We start from the raw sequence: 17,695 nt of genomic DNA, 5'->3' as shown, positions 1-17,695 counted from the left end.
ATTTTTTATAAACAATTTATTATGATAGGAGATAAAAATGAAAAGTCTTTTAAGTAAATCATGGCTTGGTATTACATCACTGGTATTGATAATTCTTTTATTAACTTGGTTATTTCAAGTGGGTTTTTTAAATGAATTCTATGTTAATGAAAGAAAAAACATATTGTTAAAAGAAGGAAATAAAATATCCTCTTTCTTTACAGAAACAGATAATTATAATAATATCTCCCAACAAATTATAGACGAAATCGAATCCTGGGAATCTTCTTATAATGCTAGAATAATTATAACTGATCCCAAGGGCAAATTAATATTTTATAATGTTCCAAGACAATTTTTCAGGGATTATAAAATATCACCAGAACGTTTTAAGAAGAGTATATTGGATTCATATAATGACCCAGAAATATTGTCAAATTTATTGAAGGGTAAAACCTTTACCATTCAAAAAGAATCCTCTAGACCAAATAGAAAATCTATTATTGTTGGTGTTCCAATAATTAAAGATAAAGAAATTGTTGGTAATATAATTATAACTTCACCATTAGCTCCAATTGAAGAAACTATATCTATTTTAAAAAAACAATTATCTATTATTACTTTTATATCCTTACTCATCGGTAGTATTTTGGCATTACTATTTGCTAAATACTTTACTAAACCTATTCTTAAAATCACAGAAACTGCCAGAAAAATAGCTAAGGGTGATTTTAGTGCTAATGTACAATTAAATCTAAAAGATGAAATTGGCACTTTAGGAGATACTATTAATAATATGGCCAAGCAACTTGGTCAAATCGAAGGATTTAGGCGTGAATTTATTGCCAACACTTCCCATGAATTAAAAACCCCCATTAGCTTAATCAGAGCCTATTCTGAATTAGTAAAAGACAATATAAATGAAATTAATGAAAATACTGAGTATCTTCAAATTATTATAGATGAATCAAAACGATTAAACAGCATGGTCGAAGACATTCTTTATTTATCTAAAATGGAATCAGGTTATTATAAATTAGATTTAGAAAAATTCTCATTAGAAGAAGTGATAAATAATGTTATAGATAAACTTTCTTTTTTTGCCTCTAAAAAAAATATAGAATTCAATTTTAAAATTAATGAAGATAAAATCTCCATATACGGTGATAAGCAAAAAATACATCAGGTAATTTATAACATAGTAAATAATGCTATAAACCACTCCTTTGACAACGGCCAGGTCACCATTAGAATTATTCATATAAACAATCTTATAAGAGTTGAAATTATAGACAATGGTATTGGTATTCCAAAGGAAGATTTACCATATATATGGGATAGATTTTACAAGGTAGATAAGTCTAGAAAAAGGGAAAGCAGCGGCAGCGGACTTGGAATGGCCATAGTCAAAAATATTCTAAAGGCCCATAATTATTCATATGGCATAGAAAGTGAAACAAATAAGGGAACAAAGGTGTGGTTTGAAGTTCCCAAAAGCAGGTAAGGTGATTTCTTAATTTCAATTGGTTTTTATGCTTATGAGGAATACCCTAAAAACTTGCAACTTGGAACATGAAACTTGAAGCTAGAAAAGCGTCAAAGACGCCTTTGCTAATCAACTATCTCTCCATCTATTACATTTATAATTCTACCAGCACGCTTAGCCACTTCCAAATCATGGGTTATCATTACTATTGTGTTTCCCTTATTATTTAGCTCTACAAACATATCAAGTATTTCATTTCCAGTCTTAGTATCCAGGGCTCCCGTTGGCTCATCGGCCAATAAAATATTAGGATTTCCTACTAAGGCCCTAGCTACTGATACTCTTTGCTGCTGTCCACCTGATAATTCTAAGGGTTTATGATCAATTCTATCTCCAAGCCCAACATCTTCTAAAACCTTTCTAGCTTTTTCTTGGGCAGCTTTTTTTTCCACTCCCCTTAACAACAGAGGAAATGCAACATTGTGCTCCGCAGTATACTTAGAAAGCAGATTAAATTTCTGAAAAATAAATCCTATTTCTTTATTTCTAATATATGCCAGTTCATCTTCATTTTTAGCTTTAATATTTTGCCCCGACAAAATATATTCACCTGAATCAGCTACATCAATACAACCTATTATATTCATAAGGGTAGATTTTCCAGACCCTGAGGGGCCTAATACTGCCACAAATTCGCCCTTTTCTATTTTTATAGATATTCCTTTTAAAACGGTAAGTGTATTTTTACCCATTTTATAGGATTTTACTATATCCTTCATATAAATAACATTACTATTCATAAAATTACCTTCCTTGCATCATCATTACTTTATTAATGTTTTCCTCTTCATCAATCCATATCTGCAACATTGATCCTTCATAAATATCTGCTATCTCTAGATTTTTAATTTCTCCACTGCTTCTTATAGTTATAGGCACGCCTACTGGTATCATTATGGTAGCTGTTTCTCCTGTGAATTTCAACTGACGTCCACCAGCCCCACCCTGGGGTCTTTGATCTGGTCTACTGTCAATTCCTACATTATTCACAGCTATAGGGCTTTTATCTTCTCCTTTACCATTTCCTTCATCCTTTTGTCTTTGGGGAATTTCAGCAAGCTCTAAAATTACTTCATTACCAATAATGCTTTTTACCTTTCCAAACATATCCGGTCTATTTTGATCTCTTTGTCCCTTTTGCTTTGCAGCTTCGCTTTTTTTATTGTCTTTGCTTTCTACTGTACTATTTTTTTCTACAGAATTTCCACTTTTATTTGTTTCTTGTGATGAATCAGCTTTTTCATTGGCATTTACACATCCAGTAAAAAACAAAGCTCCACATATTATTAACCACACAAAGATTTTTAAGGTGGATTTATACATTTACATCATCTCCATTCATATTGATTTATTCATAATTTAATGCGTCAATAGGCCTTAGTGAAGCTGCCTTTGCTGCAGGATAATATCCAAAAAATGTCCCTATCAGTACAGAAAATCCAAAGGCCAATAAATATCCAAACAAAGTATTAATAGCCCTTACATTGAAATAGTGTAAAATAGGCATTGCAGCCATACTAAATACTATTCCTAACAATCCTCCTATAGCACTTATGATAATGGCTTCAAAGAGAAATATTCTAAGTATATCCTTTCTTCTAGCTCCTATAGCTTTTAAGATACCAATTTCCCTTGTCCTTTCCTTAACTGATACAAATAGAACGTTCATTATTCCAATTCCACCAACAATTAGTACAACTGTAGCCACTGATAAAAGCATAAGGGTCATAGTCCTTGCAGAATTTTTTGCTGATTCGAGGCTGCTGCCAGCATCTCTAATCATAAACTGTTCACTTTTTTCTCCATATCTTTTTTGAAGCACCATGGTAATCTCTTCAATAGCTGAATCTACATGATCTATATCCTTAGCCAAGGTAACAATCATAGGTCTTGGGTTTCTCCCTGTTATATATCTCTTTGCCATTTCATAGGGCATGAAAAGTCCTTCATCAGGATTAAATCCTCTTTCCGCACTCCCTTGATACTTTAAAACTCCAATTATTTCAAATCTTTTTCCATTAACAACAATTTTTTCTCCAACGACATTTGTAATTCCTTCTTCTTCAAAGAGTAATTTTGCCAGTTCCGATCCAATAACAACAACCCTTTCTTCCCTATAGTCTTCATTTATAAATTCTCCATATTCTAATTCAAGATTATTTATCTCCTTAATATCCTCCATGACTCCTGCTATTGAAGATGATGTAGATGTATTATGATAGCTTATACTAGCATTACCATTAATCATCATACTAGCCTTAGAAATAGAGGAAGCCTCCTTCAAAATTTCCTCCATATCCTCTGACTCCAGTCTTAAATTTATTCTTTGTCGTCCAAAGGAAGGCATTATGTATAGGGTGCCTACATTTAATCGTTTAAATTGCTCTTTAACACTCTCTTGACTTCCACTTCCTATTGCCATTACCAGTACAATAGTAAGAGATCCAACAATTATACCTAATGTAGTAAGAAACACCTTAGTTTTATTCTCTCTAATGTTTATAAATATAGATCTTAAAATTTCTCCAAAACTCATAAAAGCACCACCTACTCTGCTTTTTTCTCTTCAATTATTATTGTTTCTCCTACATTAATACCCTCTATAACCTCTACAAATTTCCCATCGGTAAGGCCCGTTTTAATATTCTTAGTTTCTATATTTCCACTTTCATCCTTCACCTTTACTATTTGCTTACCTTCTACCATGCTTACGGCTTTATTAGGGATAACAAGCACATCTTTTCTTTGTTTAATAATAAATTCTACGGAGCAGGTCATCCCTGATTTTATTTTATCTACTCCGCCATCTAACTGGGCCCTTACATTAAATGTAACTATTCCATTATTATCTATCATAGGTAATGAATCAATTTTAATGACATTTCCCGTGAATTTTTGTCCCTCAAAGGCTTCAAATTCTAATTCTACTCTCTGACCTATTTCTACCTTAGATAAGTCTATTTCTGAAACCGGCACAACAACCTCTACCTTATCTGCATCTGAAACCACCATAAAATGAGAAGTATCAGCTGTGACCTTATCAGAATTATCTCCACTGGATACCGTTTCTCCCGGCTTATAGGCTATATTTAATATCCTTCCTTCCATTGGTGATTTTAAAATAGTACTATTATAGTCATCTTTAGCCATATCAAGTGATAACTTGGAAGACTCAACATTAGCCTTCTCCAATTCTATATCAGTGGTTGAGCTGGATAAAATATTATATCTTTCAAGTTGAGTTTGATAAGCTAACTTAGCATTTTCATAGGATGATTTTTTTACATCTAATTCTTGTTTAGAATATACATCCTGTATTTCTAGCATTAGCAAATATTCTGACTCCACTTGATCGAGATTTGATTTTAACTCTTCTAGTTTTTGCTTTTCACTTATAAGACTTAGCTTTCTATTTTCTTTTTTTTGCTCTAAATTAGCAAGGGCTTTTGTATAATTGATTTCTGCTGTTTTTAACTTTTTTGAATATTCTATATCATTTAATTTAGCTAAAAGCTGACCTTCAGTTATTGCCTCTCCCTCACTAACATAAAGTTCTTTGAGCTTCCCGCTTATATCAAAATCCAAATTAACCACAGGTATTTCGGCTTCACCATCACCTTCAAATCCTATAGTAATATCATCTTTTTTTACTTTTTCTTCCTTTTGCAATGTGTCTTTGCTTAATGATTCAGCCGGCTTATTTACATACTTAAATCCAACAAAGCCTGCACATGCAATTAACACAAGTACTAATACTGTTTTAATCAACTTATTAGATGCAAATTTTTTTACCAAGCTTTATTTCCTCCTTTATTTCATCATTCTTTTTTGAAACTAATTTTATTATATTGTCCAATTGTGATATTTCTGTGATATTTTGAAAATTTTTATTAAAGATAAATAACTTTAAGATTTAATAAATAATATTCTTTATTATAATGAGGTTAGACAAACAATTGCCTAACCTCATTATTTTTATTTAAATAACTCTATTATTTTATTTAGCTGTTCTTGTGTAATAGTTTCATCTTCTACGAATGGGGAAAATATTGCGTTTAATCGCAAATCTATATTCACTTTTCTATCTTCTACTCTCTTTAGTATCTGGTCAGCTTTTTCTTGGGTAATCTCTCCATTAGCAACCTTATCCTCTAATTTTGTCTTTATTTTTTCTAGCGTCAGACTCTCTCTAGTTTCTGTATCGTCTGCTTTCTTTCTCCCAGCTTTATCACCTTTGCTCTCCATCCTTTTTAAAATCTCATTGGCCTTTTCTTGAGTAATCTCTCCGTTTGATACCTTTTCTTCTAATTTTACCTTCATTTCTTCAAATGTTAATTTTTGTATTTGACTTTTATTTTCTGCTAATTTTTGAGATATATGATCTGCCTGTTCCTCAGTAAGTATCCCTTTCTCTATTATTTGATCTAGTATAGATTTAAATCTATCTTGTCTTTGTTGTATGCCTAGTTTGTTCTTGGTGAATTTTGTGCTATCCACAGCATCCAATTGATTATCTGCAAAAGCTAGCCCTACCATAGAAAATACCATTGTCCCCACTAACATACCATTAATTATTTTTTTTGTCTTACTATTCAATTTCACCACTCCTTAATTTAATATTTTGCTGTCACAATAATAATTATAAGAAACGTTTTTGATGAAAGAGTGATAAAAATCAAAATAATTTATGAATATATTAGCAAGGTATTAAATTTCATTTCACAATATATATTCATATTGCATATTGTATAATGAATAGAAGTATCGTTTGAATATATTTATAAATACAACATTATCTTTTATCCATAAAATTTTTGATAAAAGGAGGCTAAAGTATGAAGAATATTAAGGACATATTAAAATACAGAATAGAAGAAATGAACAGAAAAAAAGAAGTAGTTACTAAGCAAATGGAAAATAATTTGGATTATATTGAAGAAAGGAACAACCAAAAAGTTGAAAGAATACAAACTAGATTAAAGGCTAGAGGAGCCAATGATGAAGAGATTAATAATATTATTCAGGAATATGCTGAAGAAAAAGAAAAAATGAAAGAAGAAGTTAGAACAATGATGAGAGAAAGGTTAGACGAATTAAATAAAATAAAAAAGGATCTTATTAAGCAATTTGATGAATTATCTGATGAAAAAAATCAGTAAACTTAAATTAAGGACATGAAGCTTAAAATATAGATGTCCATTTATAAAACACAACTTGACCGGGTAGTCACTGAGGATCCTTTTCCGCTCCTCCTATAAACCTATTTTTATTGTATTTAATAAGAGCAAATAGACTTTATTATTATAAAAAGGACAAAATAGGTTTATAAAGGGAGCTAAAAGGAAACCTCAGAGTCTAGCTTGAAAAATTAACTCTAGTCTCCATCTATAAGATTCCCAAGTCCTCCTAAAACATCCAGCACGCCTCCTTCTCCCTTTCTTCCTCCTCCAGTTTGAGGTGCGGCAGAGTATATTCTATCTGCTAATCTACTAAAAGGAAGGGATTGCAGCCAAACCTTACCAGGGCCTTTTACAGTAGCAAAGAATAGTCCTTCTCCTCCAAAGAATGCGCTTTTTATTCCACCAACGAATTCAATATCATAGTCAATATTTTTAGTAAAGGCCACTAGACATCCTGTGTCAACTCTAAGAGTTTCACCTGATTGTAATTCTTTTTCTAAGATAGTTCCACCAGCATGCATAAAAGCCAATCCGTCTCCCTCTAGCTTTTGCATAATAAATCCTTCTCCCCCAAAGAAACCCGTCCCTATTTTCCTTTGAAATTCTATACCTATAGAAACACCCTTTGCAGCACAAAGAAAAGCATCCTTTTGACAAATTATTTTACCACCAAACACACTTAAATCCATTGGAATAATCTTACCAGGATATGGTGCAGCAAAAGAAGCATGCTTTTTTCCACTACCCATATTTGTAAACACTGTCATAAATAGGCTCTCACCCGTAATAAGTCTTTTACCTGCACCTAGTAATTTCCCCATAAAGCCCCCTTGGGTATTTTTACCTGATCCGTCTCCAAAAATAGTTTCCATCTGTATATTCTGTTCTATGTACATCATTGCTCCTGCTTCGGCTATTACACTTTCCTGTGGATCCAATTCAATTTCAACAAACTGCATATCATCTCCATATAGTTTAAAATCAATTTCATGAGCATTTCTCATATATATTTCCTCCTGACATCTATATTTATTAAATTATATCAAATTTTAATCTAAAAATTACAAATCCAGAAATTTTATTAAAGAAATTTTAAAATTATTTTGAATTCTAAAGGCCATTAAGTATTTAATAGTAACAAAGTTTATATTATTATCATAAATTGTATTGAAATAACACTTATCCTCTTTATTTAATATTATTGTGTAGTGAGGTAAAAAATATGTCTACCTTTAAACGTTTAACTAAAGTTTTTAATTCGTCAAAAAAAATACTCATTGATGACTCATCTAAAATAATCTTAATGAGTGATTGTCATAGAGGTGATAATAGCTGGGCTGATAGCTTTGCTCACAATGAAAATTTACTGTTTACTTCTTTAAATTATTACTACAATCAAGGTTTTACTTATATTGAAGTTGGAGATGGAGACGAACTTTGGGAAAATAGAAAATTTTCAAGAATAAGAGAATCACATAGTCATATTTTTTGGATAATGCGAAAATTTTTTTTAAAGAATAGATTATATATGATCTGGGGAAATCATGATATGATGAAAAAAGATGAAAAATATCTTAAAAATAATTTATATTATTATTATGATGATCGACAACAAAAAAATCAGCCCTTATTTAAAAATATTGAAACCCATGAAGGCATAATCTTGGTTCATAAAGAAAAAAAATATAAAATCTTCGTTGTTCACGGCCATCAAGGAGACATACTCAATGATTATCTATGGTTTTTGAGTAAATTTTTAGTTAGATATGTATGGAAGCCTTTGGAACTATATTCAGGCTTTAAGGACCCTACCAGTGCTGCTAAAAATTTCAAGAAAAAAAGGGCCACTGAAAAAAGAATACTAGAATGGGTAAAAGCTAATAACCAAATGATTATTACAGGCCATACCCACCGTCCTACAATACCTGCTCCCAATGAAGCCTTATATTTTAATGTAGGCAGTTGTGTTCATCCTAGATGTATAACGGGAATAGAAATTAAAAATGGTCAAATATCACTTATTAAATGGAGCATAAAAGCCAAAAACAATGGCCTATTATATGTTGGAAGAGATGTAATAGCAGGCCCACTAAAATTAGAAGATTATTTTGAAAATAATACATGTTTTGTAAATTAATTGCTGAAATAAGTATAGAATAGCTCCTTACGATGCCCTTATCCTAAGGAGCTAAAAATTTATTTTAAAATAGCCAATACATATCCCAAAAAATTTATTAATATACAAATTGAATATCCCGGATTTATTTCATCAAATAATCCTCCATAAATCCTCCTCCATTTTGAATGAGCATCTTCTTGTCTAAATATATCTACAGTTATAATTTCATATATTTGAACATTATGATATGATGAATTGTTAGGTTTTTGATTGAGTATATTCTCTAATAGCAATAAAAGAAAAGCAAATATAAATATGAAAAAAAACATCTCAATATTCTTAGGTCTAGTGATTATAAACATAATCAATTCTAGGGAGAAGAAAATTAAACTTATCTTAACTGTACTTACAAGGCTTCTTTTAAATTCAAAATGTATATTATTACTTTTTAAATGTACTATATTTGATATAAATAAAACTAAGCTTGCAATTAGTTGTAATAAATATATAGGTACAAGTCCTATTAAAAATCCAGAGATTATAAATACTACTGGAGATATTATCTTAGCTATACTTAATATTAGCCCTAAAACCCTTCCCCTGTATTCATCATCTATATTTTTTTGTATAATAGATAAAAGGGGTATATCAACAAGTGATATGGCTATTCCTATTATCCACATTATTAAGCTATAGTATATCAATAAAACAGTCTTATTACTAATAAAGTTAAATGGTAAAATAGGTAAGCCTATAAATATAATGCATATTGCAAGTACGAAACTCATTAAAATCAAAATTTTGTTATAGGATAATCCTTTATTAACTTTTTTAACAAAAATTGCACCTATTATTAATCCTATAGGAAGTAAACCTTGAATTATACCAAGATACTTTGGTCCTAACTTTAATATATTATTTATAATTACTGGAAGAGGAACAGTTATAGATAAGCCAATAGAAAAGTTAAGAATTATTAAGATGGTGAACAAATCAACTATTTCACGTTTATCCATCATGTATTCAAGCCCTTGTTTCATATCTCCTATAAAATTGATATCCTTTTTTTCTCCACATAGTTCCTTTTTATAATTAAATTTGAAATCTATAAACATCTCTGATATTCCTGAAAATAAAAAAGAAATACCATTGACAATTATAAACAGTTTTATATCAACAATTGCAAATAAGACTCCTCCTATCATAGGACCTAAAATAGTTGATAAGGAGTCAATAATTTTACTTATTGAATTTACATTCATTAGATTATTATCCGAAACTATATTGGGCTTTGCTGCTTCAAAGCTTATGTCAAGTATAGTCATAAAACTGGTCATAATAAATGTACTAATATAAATCATCATAAGACTAAGACCATATGACAAACTCAAAAAATAAAGTCCTATTAGTAAAATTCCATTAAACAAATCCATAAGTACTACCAATACTTTTCTATTTAATCTATCTGCTAATACTCCACCAATAGGGTTTATTATTACCATTGGCAAAGTACTGAAAGCAAGGGTAGTTGCAAATGATAAACCTGATCCAGTAAGTTTAAGTACATACAAGCCTATTGCAAAGGAATATATAAATGTGCCAAATAAAGAAACAAACTTTCCCAGTGAAAACAATATAATATTTGAAAGTTCTCTTTTATTGGTAAATCCTTTTAAAAATTTATCTGATATAGTCATATTAAAACCTCCTATCATTTAATTTCATTATAAATAGTGGCCTATAGACTATATCAATTATTAATTTTATTTTTTTATATAAATAAATAGGTAAAAGATAGGGTTAACCCTATCTTTTGATTTATCTGCTGAACCTTTTAATATATTTATTTACTTTAATTACCCTCATACTCAATATTCTCATTATGCTATTTCCATTATATTCTTTATTTAATTTCTGCCTTGTGCATTTTATAACCCTTAGCTTTAACTAAACGAAAATTTGAGATTAATAATCTCGTTTCTGTTCATACTCCTTATATTTATTATAGAATTTTTAATCTCATAGTCTTTATTTATTTTTATCTCTTCTTCCTTAAGGTTCACAAACTTTACATCTTTAAATATTTTTGAATCATACTTTATGTCAATACTTTCAATCATTTTATTCTTAGTATTAAAAAGCCTCACAATGAGAGCCTCATCCTTTTCAGAATTTTTAATTGCACTCGTGCCTATATCCTCATTTTCAACTACAATAGGATAATATTCATCTGAAGATAGTTTATTTTCTTCACTAATACTAGTCGGCATATAGCTATAAAGTGGATATACATAATCTTCAGCTAAAGAATTCATTTCCTTTTCATTATTAATTGTTGATATTGCATATTCTGTTTCAAAGCTTCCCAGCATATTACTCTTTGGCGTCTTAACATGTAATCCTGATCTTCTACCTGGTCTGTTTACTAAGTCTTGTTTACCCATATAGTCTGTGGTACAAATTAATGTCAAAGCAATTTTAGGAGTGTTGCTTCCAAGGATTTCATACTGTGGCAGCCCTCTATTCATAATCTGTATTCCATTTTTCCCATCAAATACATTTACATACTTTTGCTGATTATAAATCGGATAATACTTCTCTTGCCACTTTTCCTTTTCCCAGTATTCCACCTCTTTTAAATAGTTTAGACGATTTAATATTCCAAATTGTTGGTCTGAATTGTGGGAGCTTAACTTCATATTTGAATCAAATAGAGCACGAACTCTGTGGTTACTAACTTTATTATCGATAACTGTTTTTATTTCAATTCTTTTTATGCCTTTGTACATAGTAACATAACTGGAAACTGTAGATCTTAAAGTTTCATTTGAACGATATTTTGTGTAAGTATCCCATGGAAAATCTAATGTATGGGTTATCTTTACCCTAGCCATAATTGGACCATTATAAATAACTTCTACATTGGCTTTTTTATCCTTTGACCAGATTAATCTGTCATCCCTAGGTGGCGAATAATCATATTCATCTCCTGCATTTCCACTTTCTTCAATAATATTTTGGTTAAGGTAGACTTTATTTGAATGTTTGTCCTTGATACTAAGACTTCCATCATAATTAATTTCAACTAAGAGATGTTCATTTTCAAAAATATTATCTTTTAAAATTAAATTATTATTATCTATACATTTCTTGTTTTTAATATAATAGGTTGTATATCCATATCCATGGACATTAGCTATAAAAACAAACTTTATCATATAACCTTTTTTACTGGCGTTTTTGCCTATAAAGTGACTCTCAATAGAAAAATCATTTAGATCCACTTCTTTAATATCTATAATCTGATATTCTATCTCTTTTCCAAATCTATCTAGCAAAATAAATTCCTTATTATCTAAAAATACTTCTATCTGCATTATACTTTTTCTTGGATTTAATAGACTATTGAACACTATTATAGGTCTTCCCTTACTTTCATCATACTTAATCTTTGATGAAAATTCTTGTAATTTATTGGATAACAAGGTTTTCCCTATTTGCTTAGCTTTACTATACCGCATTTCCATTTCATCATGGGTTTTATCAGTACAAACATTACCTATTGAATCATGGGCCTGATTTTGAATTATATATTTCCACCCTTGATTTATCATTGAATTATCATATTTAATACCCTTTAATAATGACAATGCCGCCATTGGTTCTACATACTTCTCATAAAGGGCTTGTGCTTCAAAGTTTTGTTTTTTAATATCTAAGCGTGTAGACCCTATGCTAGCATGGACACGCATATGCTTACCCTTTCTAAATTCTCCACTTATTTCATCTAATTCTTTATCTGATTTTTTTACTTCTTTTACATATTCCTCCAAGGTTGTAAATACAAATTCATGACCAATACCCTTATATTTTTCGTTTAACTTTTGAATAATTTTGGGAAGATCAGGGTTTGCTTCTCTTTGATCGTATCCACACAGCATTAGTATATGATCTGTACTTGCTAAAGGCTTTTGTGCTTCAATATTCGTTTGTATCACTTCTTCATTTTTTTTCTCATTCAACGAAAGCCACTTTGCATTTTCATATCCTAGAGGCAGATAATGATTTAAAATTTTGCTTCCATCTAGTCCCTTCCACCAAAATTCTTTATTTTTTATATCTTCATCAGCTATACCCCTCCATATAATAGAGTCTTTTATTTGGAAACCATTTAAGATTTGAGGTATGTAAGCAGACTGTCCAAAGGAATCTGGTAAATAACCAATCTCCATAACTGGACCAAATTTTTCACCTATTTCTATACCTATCAATAGATTTCTAATTAATGCCTCACCACTAGGTATAAATTCATCAGGCTGAATATACCAAGGTCCAACAATTATTCTTTTTTCTTTTATTAGTTTTGCTAATCTTTCTTTATTTTCTGGTCTAATTTCTAAATAGTCTTCTAGAACTATTGTTTGTCCATCAAACATAAAGGATTTATAGTCAAAATTGTTTTCAAGCAAATCTAATAAATCATCCATTACCCTAATTAGCTTTACCCGATATTCTTCAAAGGTTTTATGCCATTCCCTGTCCCAATGGGTATGTGATACTATATGAAATTTCATTAAAAACCCTCCATTTATTAATCCATCCCCTCTCTTGGGGATGGATTTTTTTGTTTCTTTATATTTTAATTTATTTATATAATTGAAAATTCAGTGCTATCGTCATTATTTTTAATATCTGATTCTTTTCTTAATACTACTACTATTAGTGCAGTTATAACTACTCCCGCTACAAATCCTATTAGCCATCTAAAAGGATGTGTTAAGAATGGTAATCCCCATATTCCAATTGCACAGGGTATAGTAGCTTCAGCACCAAGTAATAATGCAAGAGCTGCTCCAATACCTGAACCTAACATTATAGCTGGAATTACCTTTAATGGAGTTGTAACAGCATATGGTATTGCACCCTCTGATATTCCAAGAGATCCCATAATAGCTGCTGGAATAGCATTTGCTTTTTCAGATTTAGTGAATAATTTGGGTTTTATCAATGTTGCCAATGCCAATCCAATAGGTGGTGTCATGATGCCTATCCAAGCAGCAGCCATAGGGTGGTATATTCCTTCTGCCAAGGTTGCATAACAAAATGTAAGAGCAATTTTATTCACTGGCCCACCCATATCAAATGCCATCATAAAGCCAATTATCAATCCCAATATTGCAAGATTTGCACCCTTTAAAGAAACTAGCCAATTTTCCAGCCCAGTCATTGCAGGAGCTAAAGGTATAGATATTAAATACATAAATATTGCTGTTGCTGCAACCCCAAGTACAGGAATTATCATAATAGGCTTTATCACCATTAAATTTTTATGTACAGGAACTTTCTTTATTTGGTTAGTAATCCATCCCGCAAAGAATCCAACAAATATTCCACCTATATATCCAGTTCCTAGCTCTCTTGCCATAACTCCACCAACAAGGCCAACAGCAATACCTGGCTTATCAGCCATAGAATATGATATAAATCCAGCAATTAGAGGAACCATAAGTTGAAGAGCAAATACACCTACTTCTACTAATTTACTAGCTACAAGTCCTTCTTCACCTAAAATTATTCCAAGGGATAATAATATACCACCAGCAACTACAGCAGGAATCATATAGGATACCCCAGTCATTAAGTGTCTTTTAACTTTATTCATCTCCATGAAGCCCACTCCCTTAACTATTTATTTATTTTTTTTAAAGCTTTTTGAATTAATTCTTTTGAATCCTTTAATGCAGCTTTAGTAGAAACTTCTATTGTTGGAATATATTCAAATCTATTCATTTTGTCTATATATGAGTCTATTGCCAATATAGCGAAATCAGCATTTGCTATGTCTTCTTTAGTTATTTCATTTTCAATCCCCATAGCACCTTGAGTTTCCACCTTTATTGTATATCCTAATTCTTTAGCAGCATTCTCTAAAGCTTTTTTAGCCATAAAGGTATGAGCAAGCCCAGCTGGACATGCTGTTACAGCTACAATTTTCATATCAATTCACTCCTCTTTTATTTTTAATTTATTTATTTGAGCAAATTGCATAATTACCTTACCTAAAAATTATCTACTACATGTGGTCTTAAAATCTTCAAAGCCATACCATATATATTATGCAACCCAGCCAAATTAGAGTTATGCAATTTCCTCTATTTACAAAGTACTAAATCCATTAGCTTTAATATTTCTTTCTTGTTTTCAGCTCCCATAAGATTATCCCTGAAGTCTTTTTCCATTAGATTCATTGATAGCTTTGATATAATTTTAAGATGAGTGTTAGCTCCTTGCTCTTCAGGAACAGCTAACCCTATTATAAGCTTTACAGGTTCATCATCTATAGACTGCCATTCAATTGTTTTGCTTAACTTTATAATTGTCATAGTAGGTATTTTTACAGCTTCAGTCTTTGCATGAGGCATAGCAATTCCATACCCTAAACCTGTTGAGAATTGTTCTTCTCGTTCAATCAGTTTATCATAATATTGCTGCTTTGAGTTTAATCTATTGTCTCTATCTATCATTTTAGCAACTTCTTTCAATACCTCTATTTTTGTATCAGCCTTTAAGCTTAAATTAATCAAATTATTATTAATTAAATCCCTTATATTCATGGTCAATTTTTCTCCTTCTCACTTAGAAATTTAATATGAAACTTATCGAAATCATTTTGATTTATTAATTCCTCCACAGACAATGGAGACTTTGTTACTTGATACAATGTGCCAAACATATCAGTAAACCTGTAAGAAATATTTTTTGAAATAGACAAAACCATTACAAGCTGAACCTTTTTATTTTGGTCCCAAACAATTGGTTTATCCAATATTCCAATACAAACACATGAAGGAACCTCTACTACTTGTAAAGCATGGGGTATTGCCACTAAGTTTCCAATAGCAGTTGAAGAAAGCTTTTCTCTATCAAGTATTGATTTTTTTATATCTTTACCAATATATCCTTTGTCAACCATCTGACTAGTTAAAAAATCTAAAACCTTTTCCTTACTTTCAAATTGAATATCTGTAAAAAAAAGCTCGGGAGTAAATAAATCTTCAAAATCAACCTCATCATTTTTACAGTATTCAATATTTTCAACCTTACTTTTTATTTCATTCAGCTCAGAATCTTCTAATACTGCATTAACTAATATTTTAGGTATTGGTATATTATCTTTTATTGGTACTGTTGTCAAAATAATGTCTGGGCTTAAACTAACTACTATGTTTAACTGGTGCAAAGGGAAAGTGCCTATTAGGTCGATATTATTACTTAATGAGTTTTTTAGCTTTGCAAATAGTAAGCTCGAGCTCCCCATTCCTGAAGAACAAATAATGGCCACTCTTTTTTTGGCATCAGCGCCTCTCTTTCTTCTTTCTAATGCTCCTCCAAAATGCATTGCCAAATAACCCATTTCACTTTCATCAACTCTATAGGATGTTTCTTTTTCAATTATTTGAGCTGCAATGACACCAGCTTGAAAAGCAAGTGGATATTTAGTTTTAACTTCGTCTAACCAAGGATTTCTGAGATTCATATTAAAATTCATCCTATAAAATGTTGGTTTTAAATGTAATACTAGTCCACATGTCAACCTTTTATCATGTATAAAATCTAAATTCAACTTTCTATTGATTTCTATCAAAATTTTAAAAATGAGCTTCTTTATATCCTTTTCAATAAAATGTGTTAATCCTACTTCTTTTCTTTCATCCAATACCTTACTACCTAATAAATGAATAGTAACATAATAAATTTCTGAAGAAGGAATTGTAACTTTAAAGTCTTTTTCTAAAGCTTTAACTATATTTTTAGCAATGATATATTCATGCTCACCTTCTAGTTTTCTCATCTTTTCATTTTTTCGATTAACATAATTACTTTTCTTTATTCTTTTGATTGCTATTGCAATATGTATTATTAAATTCTTTAATGCAATATCTGCCAAGGAAAAATTTGCTTTTGATAATTCTTCTATTAAAGTTTCTTCTATTCTTTGGAGATCTACATCCTTAAATACAATAATATTTTCAATATAGAATTCTGCCAAATCAATTTTGTCTAGCTGACTTCTATTTAAAAAATATTCTGCAATACAAAAGCGCTTATCTATTTCATCTCCTTCAATTCTTATCCCTTTATTTAACCTGCTTGCAACTACTAATCTATAGTCCTGTAAAATTGATTTTACTGTTTTTAAATCTTTTTTTATAGTTGATATGCTTACATATAACTCATCACATAATTCTTCAAGAGTTATACAACCCTTAATTTGTAATAATTTTTTTATAATATATTCTACTCTTTCTTCAGGTGAGGTTGGAACGTCATGCTTTTCTTTTGCCTTTTCATTGAAAACTGTGTTAATGAAATTTGAAAAATTTATATCATTAAAAATCTCTAGCTTGTAGCCTATACCTTTTTTTGAATTGATTTTGCCTCCATATGGATTTAGTATTTCATCTAATTCCTTTAAATCACTTCTCACAGTTCTAGTAGTAACACCAATTATTTTAGATAAATAGCTACTTGTTAAATAACTTGATGAACTATTCATAAATTCCTTTAGTATACTTAATAAACGTTTGTTAAATATATATTTCACAGTAGAACCTCTCCTTTAATTCAATTATAAATGTTATCAATGAACAAAGACAGTTTATAATTTTCCTAAAGTAGGTAGGAAATTAATAATACGGGCATAAATTATATAGCTGTACACTTGTAAAAGCTAATTTACGGTCGTACCCACTAAAATCCTTTTAGCTAATGTAATGAACCTGTCTTAAAATCAATAATTAAAAGGATAAACAGGTTCGTCAAAATTGTGGGTAAGTAAACCTCAGAGTCTACTTTTTTTCTTAAGTTTTA

The 17,695-nt window shown here is 30.3% G+C and carries 15 protein-coding genes; 3 read left to right on the top strand and 12 right to left on the bottom strand.

Going from position 1 to position 17,695, the window contains the following annotated elements; genetic code table 11:
• The first annotated feature begins 37 nt into the window (after positions 1 to 37).
• Positions 38 to 1,483: an ATP-binding protein gene (locus B5X81_RS04770; RefSeq protein ID WP_079489802.1), complete on the top strand. Its 1,446-nt coding sequence runs from the start codon at positions 38 to 40 to the stop codon at positions 1,481 to 1,483.
• A 107-nt stretch (positions 1,484 to 1,590) separates the two neighbouring features.
• On the opposite strand, the gene B5X81_RS04765 is transcribed toward B5X81_RS04770, so the two are convergent.
• The 5 genes from B5X81_RS04765 to B5X81_RS04745 all read right to left on the bottom strand — a co-directional run bounded on the left by B5X81_RS04765 (position 1,591) and on the right by B5X81_RS04745 (position 6,121).
• The gene (locus tag B5X81_RS04765) at positions 1,591 to 2,265 is read right to left on the bottom strand and encodes an ABC transporter ATP-binding protein (RefSeq protein ID WP_079489800.1); all 675 of its coding nucleotides are present in this window, start codon (positions 2,263 to 2,265) and stop codon (positions 1,591 to 1,593) included.
• Positions 2,266 to 2,269: 4 nt separating this feature from the next.
• The gene (locus B5X81_RS04760) at positions 2,270 to 2,821 is read right to left on the bottom strand and encodes a hypothetical protein (protein ID WP_139380250.1); all 552 of its coding nucleotides are present in this window, start codon (positions 2,819 to 2,821) and stop codon (positions 2,270 to 2,272) included.
• A gap of 52 nt (positions 2,822 to 2,873) precedes the next feature.
• Positions 2,874 to 4,061: an ABC transporter permease gene (locus B5X81_RS04755; RefSeq protein ID WP_079489797.1), complete on the bottom strand. Its 1,188-nt coding sequence runs from the start codon at positions 4,059 to 4,061 to the stop codon at positions 2,874 to 2,876.
• 11 nt (positions 4,062 to 4,072) lie between these two features.
• Entirely contained in the window at positions 4,073 to 5,320 is a 1,248-nt protein-coding gene (locus B5X81_RS04750; RefSeq protein WP_079489796.1) for an efflux RND transporter periplasmic adaptor subunit, read from the bottom strand.
• Positions 5,321 to 5,500: 180 nt separating this feature from the next.
• Positions 5,501 to 6,121 (bottom strand): hypothetical protein, encoded by a 621-nt coding sequence (locus B5X81_RS04745; RefSeq protein WP_079489794.1) that lies wholly within the window; start codon positions 6,119 to 6,121, stop codon positions 5,501 to 5,503.
• Between the two features lie 239 nt (positions 6,122 to 6,360).
• On the opposite strand from B5X81_RS04745, the gene B5X81_RS04740 reads away from it, so the two are divergent.
• A complete protein-coding gene (locus tag B5X81_RS04740) occupies positions 6,361 to 6,684 on the top strand; it encodes a hypothetical protein (protein WP_079489793.1) in 324 nt (107 codons plus the stop codon).
• Between the two features lie 215 nt (positions 6,685 to 6,899).
• On the opposite strand, the gene B5X81_RS04735 is transcribed toward B5X81_RS04740, so the two are convergent.
• Positions 6,900 to 7,709 (bottom strand): TIGR00266 family protein, encoded by an 810-nt coding sequence (locus tag B5X81_RS04735; protein ID WP_079489791.1) that lies wholly within the window; start codon positions 7,707 to 7,709, stop codon positions 6,900 to 6,902.
• A gap of 218 nt (positions 7,710 to 7,927) precedes the next feature.
• Between B5X81_RS04735 and B5X81_RS04730 the strand changes: the two genes are divergently transcribed.
• Entirely contained in the window at positions 7,928 to 8,842 is a 915-nt protein-coding gene (locus B5X81_RS04730; RefSeq protein ID WP_079489790.1) for a metallophosphoesterase, read from the top strand.
• A 59-nt stretch (positions 8,843 to 8,901) separates the two neighbouring features.
• Here B5X81_RS04730 and B5X81_RS04725 read toward each other — a convergent pair whose 3' ends face one another.
• The 6 genes from B5X81_RS04725 to B5X81_RS04700 all read right to left on the bottom strand — a co-directional run bounded on the left by B5X81_RS04725 (position 8,902) and on the right by B5X81_RS04700 (position 17,429).
• Complete coding sequence (locus B5X81_RS04725; protein WP_079489788.1) at positions 8,902 to 10,521, bottom strand: MFS transporter; 1,620 nt, start codon at positions 10,519 to 10,521, stop codon at positions 8,902 to 8,904.
• 246 nt (positions 10,522 to 10,767) lie between these two features.
• Positions 10,768 to 13,398, bottom strand: coding sequence for a glycoside hydrolase family 38 N-terminal domain-containing protein (locus tag B5X81_RS04720; RefSeq protein WP_079489787.1), 2,631 nt, complete (start codon positions 13,396 to 13,398; stop codon positions 10,768 to 10,770).
• Between the two features lie 74 nt (positions 13,399 to 13,472).
• Positions 13,473 to 14,492, bottom strand: coding sequence for a PTS fructose transporter subunit IIC (locus B5X81_RS04715; protein WP_079489785.1), 1,020 nt, complete (start codon positions 14,490 to 14,492; stop codon positions 13,473 to 13,475).
• A 17-nt stretch (positions 14,493 to 14,509) separates the two neighbouring features.
• On the bottom strand, positions 14,510 to 14,821 hold the full coding sequence (locus tag B5X81_RS04710; RefSeq protein ID WP_079489784.1) for a PTS fructose transporter subunit IIB: 312 nt from the start codon (positions 14,819 to 14,821) through the stop codon (positions 14,510 to 14,512).
• A 155-nt stretch (positions 14,822 to 14,976) separates the two neighbouring features.
• The gene (locus B5X81_RS04705; protein ID WP_079489782.1) at positions 14,977 to 15,438 is read right to left on the bottom strand and encodes a PTS sugar transporter subunit IIA; all 462 of its coding nucleotides are present in this window, start codon (positions 15,436 to 15,438) and stop codon (positions 14,977 to 14,979) included.
• A 2-nt stretch (positions 15,439 to 15,440) separates the two neighbouring features.
• Positions 15,441 to 17,429, bottom strand: a complete 1,989-nt coding sequence (locus tag B5X81_RS04700) for a BglG family transcription antiterminator (protein ID WP_079489781.1) — start codon at positions 17,427 to 17,429, stop codon at positions 15,441 to 15,443.
• Between the last annotated feature and the right edge of the window lie 266 nt (positions 17,430 to 17,695).

It is taken from the genome of Maledivibacter halophilus, from assembly GCF_900167445.1.
In the GTDB taxonomy this organism is placed as follows: domain Bacteria; phylum Bacillota; class Clostridia; order Peptostreptococcales; family Caminicellaceae; genus Maledivibacter; species Maledivibacter halophilus.
Note: the sequence above shows the minus strand (reverse complement) of the source record. Positions and strands in the feature narration are given on the sequence as shown.